The following is a 25397-nucleotide window of genomic DNA, read 5'->3' on the forward strand; positions in this document are numbered from 1 at the left end:
AGGTGCTCAAAAAAATAAGTAATTGAGGAAACAGCTTCAGATTTAAGCGCCAGAAAACCAGCGATACTACAGTACGGGAAATGCCACCCAAACAGCCTAGGTGGCTCATCTGAAGAAGGCCTGTATTAAAGCTGGTTCTTGTAAAATACTAAGAATTAATTATTGAAAATTTGAAGATAGCTACATATGTTTTATTAGAAAAGTGAAAATAATTATTGGTTATATGAGAAAGTGTATATACGATGTTACTGCCTATGTATCAGTGGCTAAAATCATTTGAGTCCTTGTGTTGGAGGTGGGTTAGAAATAAATATATTTACTTTGCAAACACACAACCAACGCCTCTTCGTACACTTTACATTCCTTGCTTATGTTCAAAACGATACTCTTGTTGTTTTTGGCATTCCTCATGTTTCTGGAGCCAGAACCTGTCCGGGCAGAAGCCGTAACCGATGCCACCGTCTCGGTAGAAATGACGAGCAACGTGCCGCTATTCCGTCGTAGCTATAAGCGTGGGCGTCCCAACTACAAAGCTTACCGTGGAAACAGCCGTCATAAAATGAAAAAGCTTGGCCCGTACCGCCGCTGGAAGCTGCGCCGGAAGGCCCAACACAAACGGCGTCAGGCCGGGCCAAGCGTAAAAGTTGGCTCACCCGTGCGCAGCATGCCGAAGAAATAGGTCGGCATCACAACACAAAAAAGCCGGTTCCCACTTAAGCGGGAACCGGCTTTTTTGTGCCCAATTGACTGGCTTTCCAGCATTGGCCGTCAGCAGCAGGAAAGGAAAACACGGTGTATAGCGTGGCAGAAGTAAGAGAGACGACTACTATTTTTCCCTTCTACGCACCTACCCCCGAGCTACGCACCTACCCCCGAGGCGGCTAAACACAACAGCCTGCCTGCACCGGGCAGACAGGCTGTTGTGGGATGTGGCAGCTTTGTGCTCTGGCGAAAGCTAGGAGCCTACCCCGGAGCTTTTAGGCCGTTTGTTCATTTCCTGCATGGGGTCAGCCGAGGTGGACTTGGCTGAGTTAGCTGCTGAGGCCTTGTTTTTGCCGCTGTCGTTGCCGCCCGACGACCCCTGCACCGGAACATCTGTAGCCTGTTGGCCCGACTGGCCTGAAACTTGGCCCTGCTGCGCCTGCTGGCCCTGGCCACCCCGAATCTCAATCTGATGACGAGCGGTTTTTTGTTGGTCTTTGGGCACGCTCACGCGCAGCAGTCCATCTTCAAACGAGGCCTCAATGTGGCTGGCATCTACGGTGTCAGGTAGTTGCAAAGAGCGTTGGAAGGTGCCGTACGAGCTTTCTACCAAATGGTAGCGCCGCCCCCGCTGCTCGTTTTGAAAGCTTCGTTCGCCGGCAATCGTGAGGCGCCCCTGGTGGAAGTCCACCTTGATGTCTTCGCGCTTCATACCGGGCAGGGAGGCCTCTATTTCGTAGCTTTTTTCGGTTTCATAGGCATCCACGTGGGGCGAGAAGCTATTGACTTTCCCGCGCGACGCCAGCGAATCGTTGAAAAACCGGTCGAGCATGGTGCTAAAGCTCGACGAGGCCTGGTCCGAAAACGAATCCTGATATTTCTGGATAGCCATGGCTGTGAACTGTTAAAGTGAAACATACACAACAAGCAGCCTTTTTACGACTTCCAAAACAGGAGGTTACGCCGAGCTTCCGGCCTAATAAACTATAGGAAAGTGGTTTGTATTCTGTGTGTTAGATGAGAAAACGGAGGCTATTTTGGAACGGCTTGCGGGCTCAGGAGCGAGTAAATCAGAGTATCAATAAACTGCCCCCGGAAGTACTGGTTTTGCTGCAGATGGGCTTCCTGCGTGAAACCGTGCCGCTCCAGAAGCCGGATGGAAGGGCGGTTACTAGGGTCGAGGCAGGCTTCAATGCTGTGCAGGCCCAGCTCCTCGAAGCCAAAGCGCAGCACTTCGGCCAGCGCCTCGCTCATTAGGCCTTGGCCCCAGTAGCTGGGGTGCAGGCCGTAGCCTACCTCGGCCCGGTAGTGCGCCGGCTGCATGTTCCAGAGGCAGATGGTGCCTACTAGCTTCGTTTGGCCCGGCAAGCTCAGGCCCCAGGTAATAGCCGAGTTTTCAGCCATCAGGTTGGCCAGCATCTGCAGGTACTGGCGGGCACCGGTGAGGGTAGCATCTTTCTCGCGCGGGATGTAGCGCAGCATGGCCGCGTTGGAGCGGAAGAAAGCAATATCGGCTGCATCGGTCGGCGCCAACTGCCGGAGCGTGAGCCGAGGGGTTTGCAGCGTTCGGAAGGGTAGTAAGCGTATATCCAACATGAAATAGAAGCAGTGGCACGGGTATAGCCAGGCCCGATTAGGGGCTGCAGCTAGTGTTGAGATGCCAAGATATAACTCTGTGGCTTCTGCTGGTTCCTGTCCGCGCTAGCGCAAGTAGGTTGCTGGCTTGCCGGGGGCTAGTACGCTGCCTGGCCCGTGAGGTGCCCGCGCGCCCAGTGAACTTGCACCACCGCCGAGCCGTACGCCTGTATAGCCAACTGTTCTGCTCCCGCTCCGGCTTCGGAAAGAGGTTGCCACACGTTGGCCCGCTAGTACTCATCCACCCTCTGCGTTATTTCCTGCCCTATGATCCGTCTTCTGTCGTGTAGCTTTCTGCTGGTTGTGCTGGCAATTGAATCAGGCCAGGCCCAGAACCGCAAGCCGGTGCGGCCGGTGCGGCGCCATCCTACGGAGCGGGTTAGCCCCGTGCCGGGGGTGGCATTGCCCGCCGGCGTGGGCCAGGGAAAGGCCGAGCCCCAGCCTGCGCCCACGCAAGTAAACCCGAACGGGACGCTTCCGCTGCCCTCGGTTCCGAGCGGGCAGGTAACCGTAGGCCCGCTTGACTCAGGGCAGACCGTTCCGCCCGCTCGGCCCACTACCCCGGCGCCGGCCCGCAAGCGTCGTCCGTAGCGCGCTGCGTATTAGCTGGGTAGTACCTAGGAAAGTCGCTCAAGGGCCTGCTAGGCGGGTGCGCTGCTCGTTGCTGGGCGGCGCGGGGGCACCGGACTAGGTCCCGCTTAGGCCTAAACTCTGGTGAGCCTGAGCAGGATTTCCAGGCTCGGGTCCCAAAACATCATTCTTTTGTAATATCTGCCCATCTTCTATCTTGGGCATTCATTTACATTTTCCCGCCTCGTATGAGCAAGCAACTCGACGTCATCACTACCTACTTTGATCTTGTACAGGCCTTTACCACCGACTCGGCAGCGTACGCTGCCGTACTGCACCCCGACGTAGAGCAAACCGAATACCCGAACCTGCTGCAGAAAACCCTGCAAAAGCGCTCCTTCGACGAAATGGTCGATAATTTCCGGCTGGCACGCGAATTATTGCGCGACCCCCAGTTTGAGATGCAGAAAACCCAGCACAGCCACGACGGCGGCGTAATTGTGGAAGGCATCTGGCAAGCCACCGCCACCCGCGACATAGGCCCTCTGCTGCGCGGTCAGCGCATCATCGGGCAGGTGTGCCTGATATTCGAGTTCAAAGACGACAAGATTTATCGGCAGCGGCGCTACGCCTGCTACGATATGATGTAAGCTAACGAGAGGCCGTAGGCGCTACGAGCGCCTCGGCCATCGGCTTCAGATCAACATCGGCAATAAACCCGTCGCAGACGGTAAGCACTGAGAACAGGTAACGCTTCAGTTCGTCCGGATCGGGCTGTGGGTTGCGTAGCGCTGCCTGCACCAGATGCAACGACAAATCAGCCAGTACAAACTGCCGGCGCTGCTGGTAATTGGTGGCTGCCAGAGCGGCTTCTTCGGTCAGGGAATGCGCCTGTCGGGCTAGTTTCAGAATTTCGTCTTGCATAAGCAGAGGGCAAGAAGGAGAGAGTAGGAGGTGGGGTTAGGCCGCTTGGGAGTAGAAACTAGCTTACTTCTGCTTTAGATACGAAGCTGCTTCCACCACCCGATACGCCGGATCAGTACCGAAAATATGCTGCAATGACGTTACATGCCGGCCCCCGATAATGGTAAGCACCCGGGCACTGCGCGTGGCCAATTGCGTAGTCACGATGTTGGAATAAATCTTCAGGTCGCGGTTATAGATAACCGAAATAAACTCGGCTCCTACATAGTGCGGAGAAACAAAGGCGGAGTCTACCATCGGGTCTGACTTCAGGGTGCCATCCGTCACGCGGGCCGGCGTCCGATATACTAGCGTATGCAGCTCCTGCAGCAAGGCCCGGCTGTTGATGAAGCCCAGTAGGCCCGCCATCGTGTGTTGCCCACCTTCCCACGCTTGCATAATGGGCGCCACGCTAGTCTTTCGGTGGTTGGCGGTTGCCTGCTCATAAAGCTCTATATTTTTGCCCTGATGCAGAATGCTTTGCGAGGTGCCTCCCTCCGAGTTTACGCAGTAGATGCGGCTTAGGCCTAGGCGCTTGCCCAGCACAAACCCCAACTGATACGTTTCGGAGCGGCCTCCAGGCATAGTATTCAGATCGAGCTTGCCCTGCTGATAGAGGGTGTACAGGCTATCAATGCGGTTCTGCTGCGTGGGCAGCTCCTCCACCATCAGTACATCAGGGCGGAACCGTGCCACCTGCTCAGTAACAGCAGCCAGCTCCGCCTGCCGCCGGGGCGTGAGCACATCCGTCAATGGGGTATTCTCTTTGTACAGCTGGGTCAGATGCGGCGTGGCCAAGAGCATGATCGTGGTAGGACGCGCTGCGCTGCTTGCGGTAGTAGCAGGGGTGTGGGTTGTGGCGCAGCCTGCTAGACTAGCTAAGGCAATAAAGCCTGGGAATAATAATCGGGACATGAAGAATAGGTAGCATGGAATGGTATCGGCACTATAGAGTACCCCACCGACCGAACCGTTGTCAGGAGGAACGCGAATATGCAAATTCCACGCTATTTCTGTGCGCCATGCTCTTCGGCTAGCATTGGTTGCGTTGGGCTACCCCGGCCTCGTAGCGCAGCCATAGGATACCTTCGGGGCGCTGCTTACCCCTTTGAGCTCGGCAGGCGCAACCGCAGGTACTGTTGCAGCCAAATAGGGTACACATTGTACCCCATATTAAGTAGCAAAAGCAGCCCCGCCCAAACCCAGCGGCTTTGGCTTACAGCATAGAGAGTAGCAAACAGAAAGAACAGCAGCGCCGCCACATGAAACCGCTCCATATGGTAGCTGTTGGCTACCAGCGCTACCACCGACCGGCGACTTTGCACCCGGCGGTACTGTGGGTAGCGGGTTCGGATAAGCAGGTGTACTAGGGTTCCATGTTGCGCCAAGTGGTTGACCAGTGGTACGCCCAGCCGCCGGTACGCCGCCACCGACTTGCTTAGCTGCCAATACCGAAACCAGGTTTGCGGCACGGCATAGGCTAGTAAACTGCTCGCCACCAGCCCAACCAGCCACGGCCGCGCCATACACAGGTAGCAAAACACCGCCAACGGCCCCAAGCTCAACCCCGACCACACCACCGATGGCACCGCATTGCAGAAGGCCAGAAGCCCAGCCGATGGATGTTGGTTGTGTGCCTGCCTCATAGGTGTAAAGTACGTACTAGGCCCCGGATTCAATAGAAGCCCGCAACCCAACAAGTCTGGTCCATTGCTATTTCCTGACTAGGATATTTCCTCTATTTTGGCTTCATATTTGCCCCAGCCATTGGACGAAAGCCGGGTTACTGGTTTTCGGTGCGTTTCTATTTCTCTCCCAACTTCTTGTGTATGCTAAAATCTTTCCTCGCTGCAGCTGGCCTCACGGTAGCGGCCCTGGTCCTGAGCGCCACGTCGGCGCAGGCCCAAGTCAACATCAACATCGGTACGCCGGCTCCGCGCTACGTGGTAGTTGAAAAAGCCCACCCCGTAAAAGCCCGACACCCCAAATACAAGAAAGGCACCGTGCTGCTCGTGCCTGCTCGCCCCGTCTACTATGCCCCCAAAGGCCACGGACACGGCCACGGCCGAGGCAAAGGGCGTCACTAAGTAGCGGCAGGTTTAACCACAAAAAAGGCTTCCACGGGTTGTGGAAGCCTTTTTGTTGGGGGTGGCCTAAGGGCGCTACTCTATCTGCTTAAGAGGTACGTTCGTAAAGGAGCCCGTAATAGTAATGTCGCACTTGCGCTTTGGGAAGGTTATGTAAGAAATCACTGGGTCGTTGGAGCCCGTTAAGGTGGCGCTATACGTACCGCTCACAAGTTGCCGCGTGGCATCGTAGCGGCTGATGGTAAGGTTGCCCGTGATGTGTTGCATGCTGCTGAAGTACATAATAGTAGCACCACCCAAGCTTTCCGGTAAATCTTGGAAATAGGTTACATCTGCATCCAAGGTACGGTTGCTAAGGGTTTGTAGGGTATATACCTTCGTAAGCGAGGCGGGTACTGTACTACGTTCCAAGATGAAGCCGATGCCCTCAGTAGTGGTGATGGGCTGTACCCCAACCACTAGGCTCTGGGCGCTCAAAGTGGCGTAGGCTTTTAGCTGCTTAGCCTGAAACGTGGTATCCCGGCGCTGGCCATTGTCCTGATATACAATCGATCGGCTGTATGTAATAGCAAGCTCAGGCGTAGGCTCGGGCGTGTCTTCCCGATCTGTATTACAGCTAGCGGTAAAGACCAGCGTCAGGGCTAGCAATAGCGAGAGAGTAGCGTTGTATTTCATAAGGAATAGAGAGTGTAAAAATGCTATATATAAAACAGTGCCAAGTTAGGTGGGGTAGTGGCCTAACACTTAATATTGAAGTTGAAATCTAGAAGCTTCGTCAGAACTCAGACTTAAGAAAATAATGTGACTAGCGTCACTTCTGGGGTAGGAAGAGCTCAATTTCTTTACTTTAGAGCATTAACTTTATCTAATCAGAGTGAAAAAGGCGAAGAATCCACAAATGAAAGCGTTGTTTGAAGATAGATTCTTCGAGCAATTTACAGGAGCACATATAATCAAGTCCCCTAAGGTCGCCATCATGGAATTGATTGCTAATGCTTGGGATGCCGGTGCCTCAGAAGTCAATATCACATGGCCTGAAAATGACGGTGAAAGATTTTCAGTAGTGGATAATGGGCATGGAATGACCGAAAATCAATTCATGAATATTTTTAGAAAATTATCTTATGACAGAGAAAAAAACCAAGGCCTGTATGCGGAAATACCTACTGACAATGATATAGAAGGCCAAAGGACTGTCTTTGGTAAAAATGGGAAAGGTAGGTTTGCTGGGTTTGCCTTTGGTAAAGCATATTTTGTAAAGACCTGGCGTAGCGGCTATGAAAACACCTTTAAAGTGTATACTAAAGATGATAATAGCTTAGTATTTAAAAAGCAGGGAGAAACAACTCATCGAGAAGGACACGGGACAGAAATATATACCATCCGCAAGGCAAGTTATTCTTTCACAAGATATGGCGCGATCTGAAATAGGAATGCGTTTTATCGTTAATCCTCAGTTTAGCGTTTTTCTAAATGGTATTCAAATAGAGTTTGCTGATATTCCAGAAAACAATATTAGTAAATTGTCTGTAACTGTCGATGAAATAGGTCCAATTGAGCTTGATATAATTGATGTTATAGAGGGTGATAAGACTACACAGCAGCACGGTGTAGCTTGGCTTGTAAATGGCCGTATGGTTGGCGAGTGTAATTGGAAAGGAATTGGTTATCAGCATTTACTTGATGGCAGAAAGACTGCCGCCAAAAGATATACTTTCATTATAAAGGCTGATGTGCTTAATAATTCAAGAACGATACTTCCGGACTGGACGGGGTTCTATCCTAATAATCCAGAATATCTCAAAGTGCATGAGGCGGTACACAGCACTATTAAGGAATATTTGTTAGAACTAACAAAGGATGTCCGTCTAAGCACATTTAAAGACATACAGCGTGAAAATAGTGGAGAATTAAGAAAGATGGGGCTTGTTGGCCGGCTCAGATGGGAAGGCTTTGTACAAGAGGTTCAAAAAGATTGTCCATCTATCTCTGAAACTGACTTATTTAAGCTCTCCAGTATACTAGCCAAGCTTGAGAACTCATCTTCTCAATACAGCTTAATAACTCATCTTTCCGCAATGCAGCCTGATCAACTAGATAGTTTGGTAGGCTTATTAGATAAGTGGAATATAGATGCTGCAAAAATTGTGCTTGACGAGCTTGAATTCAGGCTTCAACTATTAGAGCAGCTCAAAATAAAAGTGTTAAAAAACACTACTTCTGAGGTCGGTGAACTTCAGCCGCTATTTCATCGGGGTCTTTGGATTTTCGGTCCAGAATATGAGACAATTGAGTATACCTCAAATGAAACAATGACATCGGATATTCAAAATTTATACGGGGGAGAAATGATTGGTACTAATATTAGGCCTGATTTTGCAATACTTCCTGATAGTACAATTGGGTTTTATGCATATCAACAATATGACGAAAACGGTGGCGAAATAGGTGTCGATAGACTTACTATAGTCGAATTAAAAAAACCAGGTGTTTCTATAGGAGAGGAAGAAAAGAGTCAAGCTTGGAAGTATGTAAAAGAGCTTATCCATAAAGGGCTTATTACTAACGCGCGAGTAGCTTGCTTTGTCTTAGGAGATACATTAGACCCACTTGAGGCATTCCCAACTAAACAACGTGAGGAAACAGTAGTAATAATTCCAATGTGTTATGATACAGTAATAGCAAGAGCAAAGGGTAGGTTGCTCAAATTGTATGACAAAGTTAAGGGTGCCCCATTTTTAGATAAAGTTAGAATAGATGAGTTTCTGCTTGAAAAATCACGTATTGAATTTGTGCTTCAATGATTTTTATAATTATAGGGCATAAAAAAAGGAGGTGAATTTCACCTCCTTTTTTTATGCCCTATAATTACGAACCGCAGGCCTCGCAGGCGTCTGGGTTATCCAGGGAGCAGGCCATGTCGGAGGCATTCTGGGCCGATACGTTCAGCGGCTCCAGGGTCTCGGCGGCTTGCTTCTGCACCGTGAACTTGATGGCATCCACGGCGGCTTTGGTGCGCAGGTAGTACATGCCGGTTTTCAGGCCCTTCTTCCAGCTATGGAAGTGCATGCTGGTGAGCTTACCGAAGTTCACGTTCAGCACGTGCAGGTTCAGGCTCTGGCTCTGGCAGATGTACGCGCCCCGGTCAGCCGACATATCAATAATGCGGCGTTGCGAAATCTCCCACACCGTCTTGTACAGGTCCTTGATGTGTTGCGGAATGCTGGGGATGTCCTGCACCGAGCCGTTGGCGGCAATGATGGCGTTCTTCATCTGGTCGTTCCACAGGCCTAGCTTCACCAGGTCCTTGAGCAGGTGCTTGTTCACCACCATGAACTCGCCGCTCAGCACGCGGCGCACATAAATGTTGGAGGTGTACGGCTCAAACGACTCGTTATTGCCCAGAATCTGGGCCGTAGAAGCCGTGGGCATAGGGGCTACCAGCAAGGAGTTGCGTACGCCGTGCTCCATTACCTGCGCGCGCAGCGTTTCCCAATCCCAGCGGCCCGAGTCGGGCGTTACGTTCCAGAGGTCGAACTGGAATTTGCCTTCGCTCAGCGGCGAACCGGGGAACGTCTCGTAGTGGCCGTCGCGCATGGCGAGGTCCTTGGAGGCCGTCATGGCCGCGAAGTAAATCGTCTCGAAGATATCCTTGTTCAGGCCGCTGGCTTCGTCGCTCTCGAACGGCATGCGCAGGGCAATGAACGTATCGGCAAGGCCTTGCACGCCCAGCCCGATGGGGCGGTGGCGGCGGTTGCTACGTTCAGCTTCGATAACGGGGTAGTAGTTGATGTCGATGACCTTGTTCAGGTTCATCGTGGCGTGGTAGGTTACCTCGTACAGCTTCTGATGGTCGAAGATGAGGTTACCAGCATCATCAGGGCGTACGTAGCGGGGCAGGGCCAGCGAGGCGAGGTTGCACACGGCAATTTCGTTCTCGTCGGTGTACTCCATAATCTCGGTGCAGAGGTTGGAGCTCTTGATGGTGCCGAGGTTTTTCTGGTTGCTCTTGTTGTTGGCCGCGTCCTTGAACAGCATGTAGGGCGTGCCGGTCTCGGTCTGGCTTTCCAGAATGGCAAACCACAGCTCCTGGGCCTTAATGGTTTTGCGGCCCTTGCCTTCGCGCTCATACTTCTGGTACAGCTTCTCGAACTCGTCGCCATAGGTGGTATCCAGGCCGGGGCACTCGTGGGGGCACATCAGCGTCCAGTCGCCGTTGGCTTCCACGCGCTTCATGAATAGGTCGGGCGTCCAGAGGGCATAGAACAGGTCGCGGGCGCGCATCTCCTCCTTGCCGTGGTTCTTCTTCAGGTCCAGGAAGTCGAAGATATCGGCATGCCAGGGCTCCAGGTAAATAGCGAAGGCGCCTTTGCGCTTTCCGCCGCCCTGGTCCACATAGCGCGCCGTATCGTTGAACACCTTCAGCATTGGCGTGAGGCCGTTGGAGGTGCCGTTGGTGCCTTTGATGTAGGAACCCGTAGCGCGCACATTGTGCACAGCCAGGCCAATACCACCGGCAGACTGCGAAATCAGGGCGCAGTTTTTCAGCGTGTCGTAAATGCCCTCAATGGAGTCGTCCTTCATCGTGAGCAGGAAGCACGAGCTAAGCTGGGGCTTGGGCGTACCGGCGTTGAACAGCGTAGGCGTGGCGTGCGTGAACCACCGCTCACTCATGAGGTTATAGGTCTCAATAGCAGCGGCAATGTCGGCTTTATGAATGCCCACGGCCACGCGCATAATCATGTGCTGGGGCCGCTCTACTACCTTGCCATCGAGGCGCAACAGGTACGAGCGCTCCAGCGTCTTGAAGCCGAAGTAGTCGTAGTTGTAGTCGCGGTCATAGATAATGGCCGAATCGAGGGTAGCGGCATTGGCATGCACGATTTCCCACACGTCCTGGGCAATCAGCGAGGCGTTTTCGCCCGTCTTGGGGTCTTCGTAGGTATGCAGCCGCTTCATGGTGCTGCTAAACGACTTGCTGGTCACCTTATGCAGGTTGCTCACGGCAATGCGCGCCGCCAGAATAGCGTAGTCGGGGTGCTTAGTAGTGAGCGACGCCGCAGTTTCAGCCGCCAAGTTGTCGAGCTCTACCGTCGTTACGCCATCATAAATGCCGTCGATAACCTTCTTGGCTACCTCAATCGGCGAAATAAAGTTCTGATTTAGTCCGTAGCAGAGCTTCTCGATGCGGGCCGTTACTTTATCGAATTTTACGGATTCGCGGCGGCCGTCGCGTTTGAGTACCAACATAAGCGTAGCAGGTTGATGTGGGGAGTTGGGGTAGGGGAGCAGGCTAGGCCGGCTAATGCGTTTAACTAGACTTCGGGGTCGGCCCGGCGGTGAAAGGCAGGTCAACGGTTCCGAAGATATCCGTCTTAAAATGTCAGGACAAACCTTCTTTTCAGAAGTTTTCCACATACGCCTAAAACACTAGTGCTTAGGCGGTTTTTTGTGATTAGCACTGCGCTATATAGCTGGCTAATGAAGTTAGAAATCAGGTTGCTGATTTGCCGAAGAAATGGTATTGTCGGTCAGGCACCGGTTTGAGCCAGCAGGTACCCTAGTAGCTGGCAGCTTTCGATGGGGCCTACTTCCACACGTAGGCAAAGCAGTTGCTGAGCCGCCGAATACTGGCCTCAGTCAGGAAGGGATACCTGGCCCGCAGTCCTTGCGTCACGTGCGGCAGCGCCTCGTCCAGCGTCCACTCCGACCAATCAATCAGGTAGTTAACGGCGAACGTATAGGCTTCCTGTACAAAGCAGAAGGTAGCAAAGCCATACTCCTGCTTGATTAATTCGCTTCTTTGTTCATCTAAGCCTAATCCTAAACAGCGCGCAATGGCCTCGTTGGCTTTGGCCTGAACGGTAGGTAATGGGAGCATACGCATTCGCAAAAAAGCGGCCCGCTGGTACAACGGGCCGCTTTTGGGGTATGGCTGTTAGGGGAGTTTCCGGGGCTTAGAAATCCTCGTCGAGCGAAAAGGCATTGGAAGTCCGTTCGCTCATCACGCCGGCCTTTTGGTATTCGCCCACGCGCTTCTCGAAGAAGTTGGTTTTGCCCTGCAGCGAAATCATTTCCATGAAGTCGAAGGGGTTGGTGGCGCCGTAAATCTTGCTGTACCCAAGCGACTCCAGCAAGCGGTCGGCCACAAACTCAATGTACTGGCTCATCAGCTGGGCGTTCATGCCAATCAGGTTCACGGGCAGCGCATCGGTCACAAACTCCTGCTCAATCTGCACCGCATCCTTGATGATTTCGTGCACGCGGCTTTCCGGCAACTTGTTCTGCAAGTGGTCTTTGTATAGCAAGCAAGCAAAGTCGCAGTGCAGGCCTTCGTCGCGGGAAATCAGTTCGTTCGAGAACGTGAGGCCGGGCATCAGGCCGCGCTTTTTCAGCCAGAAGATGGAGCAGAACGAGCCCGAGAAGAAGATGCCTTCTACGGCCGCAAAGGCAATCAGGCGCTCGGTGAAGTTCTCGGAGTTAATCCATTTGATGGCCCACTCGCCCTTCTTTTTCACGCACGGCACGGTTTCCAGTGCGTTGAATAAGTGGTCTTTCTGCTTGGGGTCTTTGATGTAGGTGTCAATCAGCAGGGAGTAGGTTTCCGAGTGGATGTTTTCCATCATCACCTGGAAGCCGTAGAAGCAGCGGGCCTCGGCCATCTGTACTTCCTGCATAAAGTTCACGGCCAGGTTCTCGTTCACGATGCCATCGGAGGCCGCGAAGAAAGCTAGTACGTGGCTGATAAAATGCCGCTCGCCGTCGTTCAGGTTTTCCCAGTCTTTCTGGTCCTGCGACAAGTCAATTTCCTCGGCCGTCCAGAACGAGGCCTCGGCCTTCTTGTACATCTGCCACACATCGTTGTGCTGAATCGGGAAGAGGACGAAGCGGTTGGGGTTCTCGGTGAGCAGAGGTTCCATGGCAACAAAGTAAAATGGGTAGATAACAGAAGCCGCCCCAAGGTGGGTAGCGTGGAGCTAACCCAAGGCCAGAGCGGATTGTTTCAGCGGATTCGGGCTAGGCCGGAAGCCAAAGATAAACCCCTCAAACCGGAAGGCCGGCTGCCGTTAGGCATTTTTTCTCTGTTATTTTTTGCCTATGCTGCCTCGGTGGTAGTAGCCGGCTACTAGGTCAGAATCAGGCAGAAACAGAAAGCTGAAAATATTTTTCACCAAGGTTATCCACATTTGCGCTGTGGACAATTGCAGTTATCCACAAAAAATGTATGCGCGTACCCGCTGGCGTGTTCCTGCTTAGAGGGTGCAGAAGTGCTATTTCAGCTCGCTAGGGGCAGGGCCAATGATGTTTAGTGAGTTAGGTTTGGATTTGTAAAATGATCCTTCTACTTTTGCCTTCCATTTTTCAGAAACCGCGAAGACGCCGATGTACGCAATTGTCAACATAGCCGGGAAGCAGACTAAGGTCGAAGCCAATAAATTTGTATACGCCCACCGTTTGGCTGGCAACGTCGGCGACACCGTGGAGCTGGGCAAGGCCCTGCTGACCGATGATAACGGAACCCTCACCATTGGCGCCCCTGAGTTGGACGTGACCGTAAGCGGCACTATCCTGGCTCACGTAAAGGGCGACAAGGTATTGGTGTTCAAGAAGAAGCGCCGCAAGGGCTACAAGAAGCTGAACGGCCACCGTCAGCAATTCACCAAAGTAATGATCAACAGCATCGGGTAATTGAGTCGCCTGTCTTGTGTTTCCAGTTGCCAGTCGGTGTACGATTCGGCTTCAATCAACTGGCAACCGGCAATTCAAAAACTCTTAACTCAACAATACCATGGCACACAAGAAAGGCGTAGGTAGCTCCAACAACGGTCGTGAATCGCATTCCAAGCGTCTCGGCGTGAAAATATTCGGTGGTCAAGACATCATCGCCGGCAACATTATCGTGCGTCAGCGTGGTACTAAGCACCACCCCGGCCAGAACGTGGGTATCGGCAAAGACCACACCCTGTTCGCTATGATCGACGGCACGGTGCAGTTCCGCAAGGGCCGCAAAGACCGTTCGTTTGTATCGGTACTGCCCGGTGTTGTTGAAGCTGCTGAGGTTCACACCTCCGCCACAGCTTCGGCTGAAGCACACGGCAACGCCTAGGTTTCGGATTTAACCGAAATTGTAAGCCCAAGGGACAGTCCGCAAGGCCTGTCCCTTTTTGCATTGCTACTAGGTGGCCTATTCGGGCAAACCCCTGAGGCCAACTCACTCCTATGCTGCGTATGTGTTAACAGCCAGCTTACTGCCGATGATACACAAATACTTCATCGTCGCCGAGTAGGAAGTGCTCATGCAGCCCGGTAAGAGTCATGTGTGGTGAGGCTACGCCGCCGCCTAGCAGCTTGGGGCTGCGGATAATACGTGCTTCGTCCCATAAGCCATCTTTAAGCAAGGAGTTCAGGACCGTAGGCCCGCCTTCCACGAGCACCGACTGCACATTGCGCTGGTAAAGGCTGGCTAGAATTTGGGGGAACAGGTCTTCTGCTTCGGAGAGGGGTACGAAGTCTAGGTGGTCTTTCGCTTGCCGCTCCCGATACGTGTACACTACAGTGGGCTGAGAGCCATCGAGCAAGTGGTGAGTGGGCGGCAAGCACAGGTTCTTGTCGATTACCAGCCTGATGGGGTCTTGGCCGGGCCAGGCGCGCACGTTGAGGCGGGGGTTGTCGTGGAGGGCGGTGCGGGTGCCTACTAAAATAGCGTGCTCCTCAGCCCGCCACTGGTGCACGGCTACCCGGGCCAGCTCGCCGCTGATGGCAACTGGCTGGAAATACGGCCCGGCCAAGTAGCCATCTGATGTCTCGGCCCACTTAAGCACCACGTACGGGCGCTGCCGCTCTTGAAATGTGAAAAAGCGCCGATTTAGCCAGCGGCCTTCCGCTTCCAGCACGCCTGTCTCGACCCGGATGCCTGCGTCGCGAAGCTTCTGCATACCGCGCCCCGCTACCAAGGGGTTCGGGTCAAGATTACAAATCACTACTTCTGCTACCCCCTTCTCGATGAGCAAGTCGGCGCAGGGCGGCGTTTTGCCAAAATGCGAGCAGGGCTCTAGCGTGACGTACACCCGGCTTTGGGGTAGCAAGTGAGTCTCGGTTACGGCGGCTATAGCATTTACTTCAGCATGTGGCCCTCCATACTGCTGATGCCAGCCTTCCCCAATAATGCGGCCTTCGTGCGTGATTACGCAACCTACCAGGGGGTTAGGTCGGACGTAGCCAGTGCCCAAACGGGCTAGGTCAAGCGCCCGGCGCATCATCAGTTGATCAAAATCGGAGAAGCCTGACATGGGTGGGTGGGTGGGGTAGGAGGCAAAGAAGGGTGAATATACAGCCCCGACAATAACTACAAAGTTTGGCAGAGCCCAAGTTGCTAGGCCCCGGTAGAGGCCAAACCCAAGTACCTTTGTGCCATGCCTACGCTTCGCCTCCTGACCCAGCACCTGGTTTCCGCCCTTGCCGCCATCTACCCAGCTTCAGAGGCAGAGGCAATGGCAGGGCAGGTTGTGGAGCATGTACTAGGTCTTTCTTCGTTACAAAGGCGGATGCAGGCGGCGGAAGAAGTGCCAGAAGCCACAGTACAGCAACTTGCTGCCATCCAGGCGAGGCTGCTCCGCCATGAGCCGTTGCAGTATGTACTGGGGGTAGCACACTTTGCCGGCCTGGAGTTAGCCGTATCCCCTGCTACCCTGATTCCTCGCCCCGAAACCGAAGAACTAGTATCCTTGATTGCACGTGAGCAGCGTGGCCGCACCAGCCTCCGGGTGCTTGATGTTGGGACCGGATCTGGGTGCATACCGCTGGCCCTAGCGCAACTGTTGCCTGCCGCACGCTTTACGGCCCTGGATATATCCGCCGAAGCATTGCAAGTAGCCCGCCAGAATGCCGCTACGTATAAGGTAGCTGTTGATTTCCAGCAGGTTGATATTCTCAAGCAAGTGCCGAAATTAGCCGAGCTTCAGGATGTGGTCGTGAGCAACCCGCCGTATGTACTGGAAAACGAGCGTCCTTTGATGCGCCCTAACGTGTTGGAATATGAGCCGGCCACGGCGCTGTTCGTACCTGACCACGACCCATTGCTCTTTTATAGGCGCATTGCTGAGCTAGGTCGCAAGTGGCTGGTAGCGGGAGGACATCTTTACTTTGAAATTAATGAGCAGTTTGCTGAAGAAACTGTGCAGATGCTCAGCGGGCTAGGGTATTCTGCGGTCGAAACTTGCCGAGATATATTCGATAAAGAACGTATGGTGCGCGCCATCTGGCCCGGGTTGCAGCTTTAAGTAGCACAACCGTAGCGCAGTTAAGTGCCCGATATTCAGACCTCGCTCGGCTGAACTTCAGAATACACTGACAAAACCCTTACCTTTGCCGGCTGAAATTCTGCTCACTACTTCTTCCGGCATGCCCGATGTTTCCGGCTACTACTCGCACCCAACTGCTGTCCTCGATGAGGGCTGCTGCATCGGTGCTGGCTGCCGGATCTGGCATTTTACCCACGTAAGTGCCACTGCCCAACTAGGGGAGGGGTGCTCACTAGGCCAAAATGTATTCGTAGCCGATGGCGTGAAGCTCGGCCGCAATGTAAAGGTGCAGAACAATGTTAGCCTGTATTCCGGCGTGGAGTGCCAGGACGACGTTTTTCTGGGGCCTTCTGTGGTATTCACCAACGTGCTGAACCCGCGAGCAGCAGTACCGCGGCGAGGTGCTGAGCATTATCTGCCGACGCGAGTTGCTCAAGGGGCCAGTATAGGTGCCAACAGCACCATTGTATGCGGCGTGAACCTAGGCGAATACGCTTTCGTTGGTGCGGGTTCCGTGGTAACCAAGGATGTACCAGCCTATGCCTTGGTATATGGCAACCCCGCCCGGCAACGCGGCTGGATGAGCACGCACGGGCATCGGCTCACGTTCGATACTGCGGGTCGGGCCGTCTGCCCGGAAAGTCACGAGCACTATCAGTTAACCGACGGCCGGGTTTCCCGTATCAGCCCCGGCTAGCGTCCTTCTAGTAATCAGTTTCTAGCTTAAAAGTTATAAGCTAGAGTTCTAACAAAGTAAACCTTAAGCATTCCATATCGTGTACGAGCAACTTCTCCAGAAACAGGCCAAGCTGGCCGTCATTGGCCTCGGCTATGTAGGCCTGCCCATCGCCTTAGAATTCGCGCGCAAAATCAAAGTTATTGGCTTCGATATCAACGCGAAGCGGGTGGAGATGATGCGTAACAACATAGACCCCAGTGGTGAGTTGGAAGCCAAGGACTTTGAGGGCTGCGATATTGAGTTCACCGATTCGTTGGACGTACTACGCGAAGCGACTTTCTATATAGTAGCCGTTCCCACGCCCATCGATGAGCATGCCCAACCCGACCTCAAGCCCTTGCTAGGTGCTTCCTCTTCAGTAGGTAAAGTGCTGAAGAAGGGTGACTATGTGGTGTTTGAAAGCACTGTATACCCTGGTTGCACCGAAGAAGACTGCATTCCGGTAATGGAGAAACTATCGGGCCTGAAATTCTTGGAGGATTTCAAAGTGGGCTACTCACCGGAGCGCATTAACCCTGGTGATAAGGAGCATACCCTATCCAGCATTGTAAAGGTTGTAGCTGGCTGCGACGCAGAGTCATTGGAGGAGATTGCCAAAACATACGAGCTAGTAGTAAAGGCCGGTGTACACCGGGCCAGCAGCATCAAGGTGGCCGAAGCAGCCAAAATCATCGAAAACACCCAGCGCGACGTCAATATTGCTTTGATGAACGAGTTGTCGATGATTTTTGACCGCATGAGCATCAATACATATGAGGTGTTGGAAGCCGCCGGCACCAAATGGAACTTCCTTAAGTTCTCGCCCGGCCTAGTAGGCGGCCATTGCATCGGTGTTGATCCGTACTACCTCACCTATAAGGCCAAAGAGCTGGGGTACGATGCCAAAGTGATTCTCTCGGGCCGGACTACCAACGATGATATGGGGGCTTACATCGCGCGCAAAACGGTGCAAACGATGATCAAGCAGGGCAAAGACGTTTCCAAAAGCCGTGTACTGGTTATGGGAGCTACGTTCAAGGAGAACGTGGAGGACATCCGAAACTCCAAGGTAGCCGATGTCATCAACGAGCTGAAGAACTTCTCCGTGAACGTAGACATCGTTGATCCGCACGCCGACTCAGAAGAACTGTTCCATGAGTACGGCTTCCGGCTAACACCCGAAAACGAAGTTCGCACGGACTATGACGGTATAGTTGTAGCGGTAAGCCATAAGGCCTACACCGAACTGGATGAGTCGTATTTTCAGTCTATCACCAATCAGCCTGCGGTAATCGTGGATATCAAAGGCCTGTTCCGTAACAAGATTCAGGAATTGGCTTATTGGAGCCTGTAACTGGGCGGGCACGAGCTTGGAGCAGTTTTGGTGCAGGCATAGGTTCATCTCTCTAATGCCCTATCTCATCCTTTATTAACTCGAAGATGGACAGAATTAAAATTCTTGTTACGGGTGGAGCCGGTTACATTGGTTCTCATGCTGTAGTAGAGCTATATGAGGCTGGATTTCAGCCAGTAATAGTAGATAATTTCTGCAATTCTCAAGAGTCTGCTCTGCAAGGGATAGAGCAGATTTTGGGTGTGAGAGTGCCTTTCCACCAAATTGACTGCAATGATGCAGAAGCAATGCGGGCCGTTTTTGCTGAGGAAGGTAGCTTGCGTGGTGTGATTCACTTTGCGGCCTTTAAGGCGGTAGGCGAGTCTATGCAGAAGCCACTGGAGTATTATCAGAATAACGTTGGTTCCCTCCTGGCCCTGCTGCAAGTAATGCGCGAGTTCGGGGTAGAGGCCCTGGTGTTCTCTTCTTCGTGCACGGTATATGGAATTCCTGATGCGTTGCCAGTAACAGAGCAAACACCTACCAAAAAGGCCAATTCTCCTTACGGGGCTACCAAGCAGATGTGCGAAGATATTCTGCGCGATGTAGCTGCGGTGCCAAACGTAGGGTTGCGAACTATCCTGTTGCGCTACTTCAACCCTATCGGGGCCCATCCTTCCGCTAAAATCGGCGAGCTACCGCTAGGCATTCCGCAGAACCTTATCCCGTACGTGACGCAAACTGCAGCCGGAATTCGGGAAAAGCTTACCATCTACGGCAACACCTACAATACGCCGGATGGCACCAACATCCGCGACTATGTGCATGTGGTGGACCTAGCGAAAGCGCACGTAGTTGCGGTAAAACGCCTGCTGGAAAGCAGCGGTGAGGCGGTAGAAACGTTTAACGTCGGTACCGGCCACGGTAACTCGGTGCTGGAAGTGGTTCACGCATTCGAGCGGGCGACCGGACAAAAGCTGAACTACGTTATCGGCCCGCCTCGTGCGGGCGATGTACCTGCCATCTATGCCGACGTAACCAAGGCCACCAAGGAATTAGGGTTTCAGACTACCTCTACTTTGGAAGAAGCGTTGGCCAGTGCATGGAAATGGCAACAGACGCTGTAGCCGGAGCAGCAAGCAGAATATCGCGTCCGCCTACTAAGCTCTAAATCATAAAATACTGATCATGAAAATCATCATCACCGGCGGTGCCGGATTCATTGGGTCGCACGTGGTGCGCTTGTTCGTAACGAAGTATCCGGAGTATCATATTATCAACCTGGATGCTTTGACCTATGCTGGCAACCTAGAAAACCTGCGTGACATCGAATCGGCGCCAAACTACCGGTTGGTGAAGGGTGATATTACCGATCAAGCGTTTGTGGATCATCTGTTCGCTACCGAGGAGCCAGATGCGGTAATTCACTTGGCAGCGGAGTCGCACGTGGATCGAAGCATCACGGACCCCTTGGCATTTGTGAAAACGAACGTGCTAGGTACTGTACATCTGCTGAATGCCGCCAAAAACCTGTGGAAGCCGTTGGGCTACGAAGGCAAAACCTTCTATCATGTAAGCACCGACGAAGTGTACGGCTCGTTGGAAATGGGTCCGGAGATGTTCACCGAGGAAACCCCTTACGATCCTCGCTCACCATATTCTGCTTCCAAAGCAGCCTCAGACCATTTTGTACGGGCGTGGTACCATACGTACCACATGCCTGTGAAGCTGAGCAACTGCTCTAACAATTACGGCCCTAACCACTTTCCTGAAAAGCTGATTCCACTAGCTATTCACCGGATCCAAACTAATCAACCGGTGCCGGTATACGGCAAGGGCGAAAATGTGCGCGACTGGTTGTTTGTGAAAGACCACGCCACTGCCATCGACGCCGTCTTTCATAAAGGCAAAGTAGGCGAGACCTACAACATTGGGGGCGTAAATGAGTGGAAAAACCTCGACCTGATTCATCTGCTCTGCGACACGCTGGATGAAAAAACGGGTCAGGAAAAAGGTACTTCCCGCAAGCTCATCACATTCGTGACGGACCGTGCCGGCCACGATTTGCGCTACGCCATTGATTCCAGCAAAATCATGAATGAGCTAGGCTGGAAACCTTCTGTAACCTTCGAGGAAGGCCTTTCCCAGACGGTAGATTGGTACCTCACAAACCAAGAATGGCTGGAGCACGTAACGAGCGGCGCTTACCAGGATTATTACCAGCGGCAGTACAACGGGTAACCTCCCTGCCGCCAGTAGCTGAAGCAACATATTCAGCTATACAACTCACCCAACTACTTAACAGCGGTCACTTTTAGGTTGGCCCAGCGAAATATGTACGAGACCCCCTTCCACAATCAGCCCTTAGATAACCTGTCCTTCCTGGTTACGGGTGGTGCTGGATTCATAGGTTCGAATCTGGTAGAATATCTACTAAAGTATGGGGCCAAAGAGGTTCGTGTGCTGGACAACTTCTCAAACGGGTTCCGGAAGAACGTAGCGTTATTTGAAAGCAACCCAGCTCTTCGCGTGATTGAAGGAGACATCCGCGACCGGCAAACATGCATTGATGCTTGCAAGGGGGTGGACGTTGTGCTACACCAGGCGGCCCTAGGCTCCGTTCCTCGCTCCATCAACGACCCTATCACGAGCAATGATGTGAACGTTGGAGGCTTTGTTAATATGTTGGTTGGAGCTAAAGAAGCTGGGGTAAAACGGTTCGTTTATGCCGCTTCCAGCTCCACCTATGGCGACCACAAGGCGCTGCCCAAAGTAGAAGACCGCATCGGCAAGCCCTTGTCGCCGTACGCTGTAACGAAGTATGCCAATGAGCTTTATGCCGATGTGTTCGGAAAGACATATGGCATGGAAATTATCGGCCTGCGTTACTTCAATATTTTCGGCCCCCGCCAAGACCCGAATGGGGCATACGCAGCGGTAATTCCGCTGTTTATTGATGCTGTGCTGGAAGGAAAAGCGCCTCGCATGAATGGAGATGGCGGCCAGACCCGCGACTTCACCTTTGTTGAGAACTGCGTACAGGCCAATATTAAGGCTGCGCTAGTACAGAATCCAGAGGCAGTGAATCAGGTGTATAACATTGCTGTAGCCGACCGCACCTCGTTGAATGACCTGTTCAATATTCTGAAGGAAGAGGCTGGATCTGATATCACTCCAGAATATGGCCCTGACCGCCCCGGTGACATTCGCGACTCACTAGCAGATATCAGCAAGGCCAAAAACTTACTGGGTTATGAACCCGAAATCCGGATTCGGGAAGGCTTGCAGAAGACCTTAGCTTGGTTTAAAGCTAACCCTGAGTTTATAGCGGAGCGCAACTAGAGCTCCAGGGTATGCTAAGTAAGAATGCTTAGCATACCCTGGAGCTCTGAGTATCTGGAAAATAGTTATCTACAACGTCTCTGATGAAAGGCATCATTCTCGCCGGCGGTTCCGGCACCCGACTGCATCCGCTTACCCTGGCAGTGTCCAAGCAGCTTATGCCGGTCTATGATAAGCCGATGATTTACTATCCCTTGTCGATTCTGATGATGGCTGGTATCAAGGATATCTTGATCATTACCACGCCGCACGACCAAACCCAGTTTAAAAAGCTGCTGGGCGACGGCACTGCGCTAGGGTGCAATTTCCAGTATACCGTTCAGGAGGTGCCTAATGGGTTGGCTCAGGCGTTCGTGCTAGGCGCTGATTTCATCGGGGATGATAAAGTGGCATTGGTACTCGGCGACAACATCTTTCACGGCGAAGGCATGGAAGAACTGTTAAAGTCGAATAACAGCCCGGATGGCGGCGTAGTATATGCTTACCACGTGCACGACCCTGAGCGGTACGGAGTAGTGGAGTTTGATGAGAACAACAAAGCGCTCAGCATTGAGGAAAAGCCGGCAAAGCCGAAAAGCAACTATGCCGTGCCGGGCCTCTATTTTTATGATAACGAAGTAGTAGAAATAGCAAAGAACCTGAAGCCCAGCCCTCGCGGCGAGTACGAAATTACCGACATCAACCAGGAGTACCTGCGGCGGGGTAAGCTGAAGGTGGGTATTCTCGGTAGGGGCACGGCCTGGCTAGATACCGGCACGTTCGAGAGCCTGATGCAGGCCGGAGAATTTGTGCGGGTATTGGAGCAGCGACAGGGCCTGAAAGTAGGCTCCATCGAAGAAATTGCGTACCGCCAAGGCTTCATTAATGCTGACCAACTCCGGAAAATTGCAGAGCCCTTGCGCAAGAGCGGCTACGGCGACTACCTCATGCATCTGCCAGAGCAGCACCTGATGTAAGAGTTGCTAGCTGTTAGCACGTATCAAACCCTGAAACAGAAAGACCGCCAATCAATTGGCGGTCTTTCTGTTTCTAAGCAGATGGGCAAGCCGCAGTGATAGATCAAAAAAGCAAGCCAGCACCCAGCGCTACCATCACGATGGCATACGAAGGAATTCGCTCCCAGAGCAGCAGTAGAAAGGTCACGCCAATGAGCAGAAGATTTATGGGCGTGTCGGGTAAGGGGTGATATAGCAGGAAGGTAGCGGCACAAACCAAGCCTGCTGAAACGGCATTGATACCTTCTAAGGAGGCCTTTACTACCCGATAACGCTTGAGTTGATCCCAAAAGCGAATCAAGAAGAAAATGAGCAGAGTGCCCGGCATGAAAATACCGGCTGCGCCCACCAGAGCCCCTAGTAATTGTCCATCAAGGCCGCTTCCGTCTCGGCGCATAGCTAGCGCGCCAATGTAGGAGGCAAACGAAAAGTTGGGCCCGGGTAGCGCCTGTACAATCCCGAGGCCGGAAAGAAATTCTTCGGGCGTGAGGTAACGCTTGAACTCTACAAACTCAGTATAAAACAACGGCGCCAATACCTGTCCGCCCCCAAACACCAGGCTGCCGTTGCGGTAGAAGTTCTCGAATAACCGCACCGGTAACAGGCGGGTGTAGTGGCCCAACAAAGCGGCGCCTATGAACACGCCTAGCCACAGCAAAAAGTTAGACCACTCAATGCGCATGGGCACCTTAGTTTCCTGAGGCAGTTTGCGGTAACGAAAGGTCGTGATCAGGCCGCCGGCCAGCAGCAACAGCGGCATCAGCCAAGGCACCTGAAACCGATACACCAGCATAGCCGCTACTACCATGAGAGCCACTGAGGTCTTCGTGTGGATTACCTTCTCAGCAATTTTGTAAGCGGAATAGGCTACAAACCCCACGGCCACCGGCTGCACAAACTGCACCAGCCGGGCCACTAAACTCTTATCAAGGTAACTAATGGTAAGGCCAGCTACCGTCATGATGCACACTGCGGGCAGCATCCAGACGAGCAGAGTGAGGTATGCTAGGTTTGGCCCTCCCAAGCGAAAGCCAATGGCCGTAATGGTCTGGGTAGAGGTGGGACCTGGTAAAATCTGGCAGAGGGCCGTCAGCTCCAGCAACTCAGCGGCGGTAAGGTAGCGGCGCTTGTCTACGAGCAGGCGTAGCATCATGGCCATATGTGCCTGCGGACCGCCAAAAGCAGAAAGCCCCAGCGCGCCTACGTCTTTCAGGAAAATGATATTGCGCACCCGTTTCACCCGCTCCGAGCGGTGGGAGGAGGGAGCCAGCTGGATGTCTTCTGGGGAAATCAACATCGGGGGAAAGCAGAAGGCAAAAGTGCGCCAGACAAGGACGGGCAAACCAACCGGAAAAGCAACCGGCCCCGGCTGCGCAGGGCAGCCGGGGCCGGCAACAGTTCAAAAAATCAGCCCAAACGGTTTACTTCTTTTTCAGACCTAGCTCAATGAGCCGCTCGTTCAGAAACTCGCCGGCAGTGATGTCCGCTTCTTTCTTTGGGTTCTCAGCTGTTACGCAGCTGTTCAGCGCCGCCAAGCTCATTTCGGAGCGCGGATGCATGAAGAACGGAATACTGTAGCGCGAAGAGTTCATCTTTTCCCGGGGTGGGTTCACCACGCGGTGAATGGTGCTTTTCAGCACACCGTTGGTCAGGCGCTGGAGCATGTCCCCCACGTTTACCACAATCTGGTCGGGGAGGGCCGTAATCGGAATCCACTTCCCATCGCGGCGCAGCACCTGCAGACCATCGGCCGAGGCACCCATCAGCAGCGTAATCAGGTTAATGTCGCCGTGCTCAGCTGCGCGGACGGCATCAGCGGGCACTTCATCGGGGTTCTCGATGGGGTAGTAATGAATCGGGCGCAGGATGCTATTGCCGTTGCGCACCTTGTCATCGAAGTAGTTTTCGGGCAGCTGCAGATACAGCGCAATGGCCCGGAGTACATCTTTACCGGCTGCCTCCAGCGTTTTATAAGTAGTGAGCGACGTATTCTGGAAGCTTTCTACTTCCGACGGCCAGATGTTATCGGGGTACTCTGCCTTGATGGGGTCGTTGGTATCATCAACCTCCTGGCCCACGTGGTAGAACTCTTTCAGGTCGCCGGTATTGCGGCCTTTTGCGTGCTCTTTGCCTTTGCTTACGTAGCCACGCTGGCCTGCCAGCTCTGGCTTTTCGTACTGACGCTTCACGTCATCAGGCAGGCCGAAAAAGGATTTTACGTCAGCATACAGCTTTTGTGTTTGCTCATCCGTGAGGCCGTGGTTCTTGAGCGCTACGAAACCGATATTTTGGTAGGCTTCGCCGAGTTGTTGCACAAAACGGGCTTTGCGCTCAGGGTCACCGGAGCGGAAATCAGCCAAGTCGAGGGAGGGGATGGCCTCCAGCAGCTTTTCTTCCATATGAAAAAATGTACTTATTGGGGGGCAATTTGGAGGCTGCAAGATACGACAAAACAGCCGATCTGGCGACCGAGGCCTTGGCACGGAAGGTGCCTAGTAAGTATCTTGCAAGCTTAACCAACTTTCAATTTCTGGTGATAGCAGGTTGGCTACTCTTATTTACGCTGACTAGTTGGTCGGCAGGGGTAGCGTCTTAAATTCATGGAGAAAAAAACGCTATTTTCCAGTTTTAAATTCGAAATTCACAAAAAGTCGGAGACGCGCTATGTGGCTTCCGGGGTGTCTTTCGTGCAAACCGAAACCTCAACCCGCCTCAGGACGTCTTCTGAGTGCTGAACCAGCCGGCAAGTTG

27 protein-coding genes are annotated in these 25397 nt (G+C 53.0%); 15 read left to right on the top strand and 12 right to left on the bottom strand.

Features of this window, described 5'->3' with window-relative positions; genetic code table 11:
- Window positions 1–370: 370 nt before the first annotated feature.
- A complete protein-coding gene (locus tag ACYVGU_RS11710) occupies window positions 371–679 on the top strand; it encodes a hypothetical protein (protein ID WP_460614828.1) in 309 nt (102 codons plus the stop codon).
- 276 nt (window positions 680–955) lie between these two features.
- Here ACYVGU_RS11710 and ACYVGU_RS11715 read toward each other — a convergent pair whose 3' ends face one another.
- Together ACYVGU_RS11715 and ACYVGU_RS11720 are read right to left on the bottom strand one after the other, a co-directional pair.
- Entirely contained in the window at window positions 956–1594 is a 639-nt protein-coding gene (locus ACYVGU_RS11715) for an Hsp20/alpha crystallin family protein (protein ID WP_460622239.1), read from the bottom strand.
- A gap of 140 nt (window positions 1595–1734) precedes the next feature.
- Window positions 1735–2298, bottom strand: coding sequence for a GNAT family N-acetyltransferase (locus tag ACYVGU_RS11720; protein WP_460614830.1), 564 nt, complete (start codon window positions 2296–2298; stop codon window positions 1735–1737).
- Between the two features lie 306 nt (window positions 2299–2604).
- Between ACYVGU_RS11720 and ACYVGU_RS11725 the strand changes: the two genes are divergently transcribed.
- Together ACYVGU_RS11725 and ACYVGU_RS11730 are read left to right on the top strand one after the other, a co-directional pair.
- Window positions 2605–2928, top strand: coding sequence for a hypothetical protein (locus ACYVGU_RS11725; RefSeq protein WP_460622241.1), 324 nt, complete (start codon window positions 2605–2607; stop codon window positions 2926–2928).
- A gap of 227 nt (window positions 2929–3155) precedes the next feature.
- Window positions 3156–3557 carry a nuclear transport factor 2 family protein gene (locus tag ACYVGU_RS11730; RefSeq protein WP_460622243.1) on the top strand — a complete coding sequence of 134 codons (402 nt, stop codon included), beginning with the start codon at window positions 3156–3158 and terminating at the stop codon, window positions 3555–3557.
- A gap of 1 nt (window position 3558) precedes the next feature.
- Here the strand turns inward: ACYVGU_RS11730 and ACYVGU_RS11735 are convergent, their stop codons facing one another.
- From ACYVGU_RS11735 to ACYVGU_RS11745, 3 genes are all read right to left on the bottom strand, one after another.
- Window positions 3559–3831 carry a hypothetical protein gene (locus tag ACYVGU_RS11735; RefSeq protein WP_460622244.1) on the bottom strand — a complete coding sequence of 91 codons (273 nt, stop codon included), beginning with the start codon at window positions 3829–3831 and terminating at the stop codon, window positions 3559–3561.
- 63 nt (window positions 3832–3894) lie between these two features.
- Window positions 3895–4785, bottom strand: coding sequence for a DUF5694 domain-containing protein (locus ACYVGU_RS11740; RefSeq protein ID WP_460622245.1), 891 nt, complete (start codon window positions 4783–4785; stop codon window positions 3895–3897).
- A gap of 185 nt (window positions 4786–4970) precedes the next feature.
- Complete coding sequence (locus ACYVGU_RS11745) at window positions 4971–5516, bottom strand: glycosyl-4,4'-diaponeurosporenoate acyltransferase CrtO family protein (RefSeq protein ID WP_460622246.1); 546 nt, start codon at window positions 5514–5516, stop codon at window positions 4971–4973.
- 183 nt (window positions 5517–5699) lie between these two features.
- Between ACYVGU_RS11745 and ACYVGU_RS11750 the strand changes: the two genes are divergently transcribed.
- The gene (locus tag ACYVGU_RS11750; RefSeq protein ID WP_460622247.1) at window positions 5700–5957 is read left to right on the top strand and encodes a hypothetical protein; all 258 of its coding nucleotides are present in this window, start codon (window positions 5700–5702) and stop codon (window positions 5955–5957) included.
- 75 nt (window positions 5958–6032) lie between these two features.
- Here the strand turns inward: ACYVGU_RS11750 and ACYVGU_RS11755 are convergent, their stop codons facing one another.
- A complete protein-coding gene (locus tag ACYVGU_RS11755; protein WP_460622248.1) occupies window positions 6033–6632 on the bottom strand; it encodes a hypothetical protein in 600 nt (199 codons plus the stop codon).
- Between the two features lie 199 nt (window positions 6633–6831).
- Here ACYVGU_RS11755 and ACYVGU_RS11760 point away from each other — a divergent pair, with 199 nt between their 5' ends.
- A complete protein-coding gene (locus ACYVGU_RS11760; protein WP_460622249.1) occupies window positions 6832–7383 on the top strand; it encodes an ATP-binding protein in 552 nt (183 codons plus the stop codon).
- The gene (locus ACYVGU_RS11765; protein WP_460622250.1) at window positions 7370–8761 is read left to right on the top strand and encodes a hypothetical protein; all 1392 of its coding nucleotides are present in this window, start codon (window positions 7370–7372) and stop codon (window positions 8759–8761) included. Before ACYVGU_RS11760 ends, ACYVGU_RS11765 begins: the two co-directional genes overlap by 14 nt.
- Window positions 8762–8825: 64 nt before the next feature.
- On the opposite strand, the gene ACYVGU_RS11770 is transcribed toward ACYVGU_RS11765, so the two are convergent.
- The 3 genes from ACYVGU_RS11770 to ACYVGU_RS11780 all read right to left on the bottom strand — a co-directional run bounded on the left by ACYVGU_RS11770 (window position 8826) and on the right by ACYVGU_RS11780 (window position 12877).
- Window positions 8826–11207, bottom strand: coding sequence for a ribonucleoside-diphosphate reductase large subunit (locus tag ACYVGU_RS11770; protein WP_460622251.1), 2382 nt, complete (start codon window positions 11205–11207; stop codon window positions 8826–8828).
- A 337-nt stretch (window positions 11208–11544) separates the two neighbouring features.
- The gene (locus ACYVGU_RS11775) at window positions 11545–11838 is read right to left on the bottom strand and encodes a hypothetical protein (RefSeq protein ID WP_460622252.1); all 294 of its coding nucleotides are present in this window, start codon (window positions 11836–11838) and stop codon (window positions 11545–11547) included.
- A 76-nt stretch (window positions 11839–11914) separates the two neighbouring features.
- Window positions 11915–12877 carry a ribonucleoside-diphosphate reductase small subunit gene (locus ACYVGU_RS11780; RefSeq protein ID WP_460622253.1) on the bottom strand — a complete coding sequence of 321 codons (963 nt, stop codon included), beginning with the start codon at window positions 12875–12877 and terminating at the stop codon, window positions 11915–11917.
- Window positions 12878–13340: 463 nt separating this feature from the next.
- Between ACYVGU_RS11780 and rplU the strand changes: the two genes are divergently transcribed.
- Together rplU and rpmA are read left to right on the top strand one after the other, a co-directional pair.
- Complete coding sequence (gene rplU / locus ACYVGU_RS11785; RefSeq protein WP_244698385.1) at window positions 13341–13646, top strand: 50S ribosomal protein L21; 306 nt, start codon at window positions 13341–13343, stop codon at window positions 13644–13646.
- 100 nt (window positions 13647–13746) lie between these two features.
- Window positions 13747–14064, top strand: a complete 318-nt coding sequence (gene rpmA, locus ACYVGU_RS11790; RefSeq protein WP_460614841.1) for a 50S ribosomal protein L27 — start codon at window positions 13747–13749, stop codon at window positions 14062–14064.
- Window positions 14065–14203: 139 nt separating this feature from the next.
- On the opposite strand, the gene ribD is transcribed toward rpmA, so the two are convergent.
- Window positions 14204–15247, bottom strand: coding sequence for a bifunctional diaminohydroxyphosphoribosylaminopyrimidine deaminase/5-amino-6-(5-phosphoribosylamino)uracil reductase RibD (gene ribD, locus ACYVGU_RS11795; RefSeq protein WP_460622254.1), 1044 nt, complete (start codon window positions 15245–15247; stop codon window positions 14204–14206).
- Between the two features lie 123 nt (window positions 15248–15370).
- Here ribD and prmC point away from each other — a divergent pair, with 123 nt between their 5' ends.
- From prmC to rfbA, 7 genes are all read left to right on the top strand, one after another.
- The gene (gene prmC, locus ACYVGU_RS11800; RefSeq protein ID WP_460622255.1) at window positions 15371–16237 is read left to right on the top strand and encodes a peptide chain release factor N(5)-glutamine methyltransferase; all 867 of its coding nucleotides are present in this window, start codon (window positions 15371–15373) and stop codon (window positions 16235–16237) included.
- A 121-nt stretch (window positions 16238–16358) separates the two neighbouring features.
- Window positions 16359–16955, top strand: a complete 597-nt coding sequence (locus ACYVGU_RS11805) for an acyltransferase (protein WP_460622256.1) — start codon at window positions 16359–16361, stop codon at window positions 16953–16955.
- Between the two features lie 79 nt (window positions 16956–17034).
- A complete protein-coding gene (locus ACYVGU_RS11810) occupies window positions 17035–18330 on the top strand; it encodes a nucleotide sugar dehydrogenase (RefSeq protein ID WP_460622258.1) in 1296 nt (431 codons plus the stop codon).
- 86 nt (window positions 18331–18416) lie between these two features.
- Window positions 18417–19436, top strand: coding sequence for an NAD-dependent epimerase/dehydratase family protein (galE, locus tag ACYVGU_RS11815; protein ID WP_460622259.1), 1020 nt, complete (start codon window positions 18417–18419; stop codon window positions 19434–19436).
- 61 nt (window positions 19437–19497) lie between these two features.
- Window positions 19498–20550 (top strand): dTDP-glucose 4,6-dehydratase, encoded by a 1053-nt coding sequence (rfbB, locus tag ACYVGU_RS11820; protein ID WP_460622260.1) that lies wholly within the window; start codon window positions 19498–19500, stop codon window positions 20548–20550.
- 93 nt (window positions 20551–20643) lie between these two features.
- Window positions 20644–21651, top strand: a complete 1008-nt coding sequence (locus ACYVGU_RS11825; protein ID WP_460622262.1) for an SDR family oxidoreductase — start codon at window positions 20644–20646, stop codon at window positions 21649–21651.
- Between the two features lie 83 nt (window positions 21652–21734).
- A complete protein-coding gene (gene rfbA / locus ACYVGU_RS11830; RefSeq protein WP_460622263.1) occupies window positions 21735–22607 on the top strand; it encodes a sugar nucleotidyltransferase in 873 nt (290 codons plus the stop codon).
- A 103-nt stretch (window positions 22608–22710) separates the two neighbouring features.
- Here the strand turns inward: rfbA and chrA are convergent, their stop codons facing one another.
- Together chrA and ACYVGU_RS11840 are read right to left on the bottom strand one after the other, a co-directional pair.
- Entirely contained in the window at window positions 22711–23943 is a 1233-nt protein-coding gene (chrA, locus tag ACYVGU_RS11835) for a chromate transporter (protein WP_460622264.1), read from the bottom strand.
- Between the two features lie 124 nt (window positions 23944–24067).
- Window positions 24068–25045, bottom strand: coding sequence for an isopenicillin N synthase family dioxygenase (locus tag ACYVGU_RS11840; protein WP_460622265.1), 978 nt, complete (start codon window positions 25043–25045; stop codon window positions 24068–24070).
- Window positions 25046–25397 lie beyond the last annotated feature (352 nt).

It is taken from the genome of Hymenobacter tenuis, from assembly GCF_054780495.1.

Bases quoted from the DNA above. Each gene is read 5' to 3' on its own strand.
- ACYVGU_RS11710 (WP_460614828.1), top strand. From the start codon at position 371: ATGTTCAAAACGATACTCTTGTTGTTTTTGGCATTCCTCATGTTTCTG.
- ACYVGU_RS11715 (WP_460622239.1), bottom strand. From the start codon at position 1,594: ATGGCTATCCAGAAATATCAGGATTCGTTTTCGGACCAGGCCTCGTCG.
- ACYVGU_RS11720 (WP_460614830.1), bottom strand. From the start codon at position 2,298: ATGTTGGATATACGCTTACTACCCTTCCGAACGCTGCAAACCCCTCGG.
- ACYVGU_RS11725 (WP_460622241.1), top strand. From the start codon at position 2,605: ATGATCCGTCTTCTGTCGTGTAGCTTTCTGCTGGTTGTGCTGGCAATT.
- ACYVGU_RS11730 (WP_460622243.1), top strand. From the start codon at position 3,156: ATGAGCAAGCAACTCGACGTCATCACTACCTACTTTGATCTTGTACAG.
- ACYVGU_RS11735 (WP_460622244.1), bottom strand. From the start codon at position 3,831: ATGCAAGACGAAATTCTGAAACTAGCCCGACAGGCGCATTCCCTGACC.
- ACYVGU_RS11740 (WP_460622245.1), bottom strand. From the start codon at position 4,785: ATGTCCCGATTATTATTCCCAGGCTTTATTGCCTTAGCTAGTCTAGCA.
- ACYVGU_RS11745 (WP_460622246.1), bottom strand. From the start codon at position 5,516: ATGAGGCAGGCACACAACCAACATCCATCGGCTGGGCTTCTGGCCTTC.
- ACYVGU_RS11750 (WP_460622247.1), top strand. From the start codon at position 5,700: ATGCTAAAATCTTTCCTCGCTGCAGCTGGCCTCACGGTAGCGGCCCTG.
- ACYVGU_RS11755 (WP_460622248.1), bottom strand. From the start codon at position 6,632: ATGAAATACAACGCTACTCTCTCGCTATTGCTAGCCCTGACGCTGGTC.
- ACYVGU_RS11765 (WP_460622250.1), top strand. From the start codon at position 7,370: ATGGCGCGATCTGAAATAGGAATGCGTTTTATCGTTAATCCTCAGTTT.
- ACYVGU_RS11770 (WP_460622251.1), bottom strand. From the start codon at position 11,207: ATGTTGGTACTCAAACGCGACGGCCGCCGCGAATCCGTAAAATTCGAT.
- ACYVGU_RS11775 (WP_460622252.1), bottom strand. From the start codon at position 11,838: ATGCTCCCATTACCTACCGTTCAGGCCAAAGCCAACGAGGCCATTGCG.
- ACYVGU_RS11780 (WP_460622253.1), bottom strand. From the start codon at position 12,877: ATGGAACCTCTGCTCACCGAGAACCCCAACCGCTTCGTCCTCTTCCCG.
- rplU (WP_244698385.1), top strand. From the start codon at position 13,341: ATGTACGCAATTGTCAACATAGCCGGGAAGCAGACTAAGGTCGAAGCC.
- rpmA (WP_460614841.1), top strand. From the start codon at position 13,747: ATGGCACACAAGAAAGGCGTAGGTAGCTCCAACAACGGTCGTGAATCG.
- ribD (WP_460622254.1), bottom strand. From the start codon at position 15,247: ATGTCAGGCTTCTCCGATTTTGATCAACTGATGATGCGCCGGGCGCTT.
- prmC (WP_460622255.1), top strand. From the start codon at position 15,371: ATGCCTACGCTTCGCCTCCTGACCCAGCACCTGGTTTCCGCCCTTGCC.
- ACYVGU_RS11805 (WP_460622256.1), top strand. From the start codon at position 16,359: ATGCCCGATGTTTCCGGCTACTACTCGCACCCAACTGCTGTCCTCGAT.
- galE (WP_460622259.1), top strand. From the start codon at position 18,417: ATGGACAGAATTAAAATTCTTGTTACGGGTGGAGCCGGTTACATTGGT.
- rfbB (WP_460622260.1), top strand. From the start codon at position 19,498: ATGAAAATCATCATCACCGGCGGTGCCGGATTCATTGGGTCGCACGTG.
- ACYVGU_RS11825 (WP_460622262.1), top strand. From the start codon at position 20,644: ATGTACGAGACCCCCTTCCACAATCAGCCCTTAGATAACCTGTCCTTC.
- rfbA (WP_460622263.1), top strand. From the start codon at position 21,735: ATGAAAGGCATCATTCTCGCCGGCGGTTCCGGCACCCGACTGCATCCG.
- chrA (WP_460622264.1), bottom strand. From the start codon at position 23,943: ATGTTGATTTCCCCAGAAGACATCCAGCTGGCTCCCTCCTCCCACCGC.
- ACYVGU_RS11840 (WP_460622265.1), bottom strand. From the start codon at position 25,045: ATGGAAGAAAAGCTGCTGGAGGCCATCCCCTCCCTCGACTTGGCTGAT.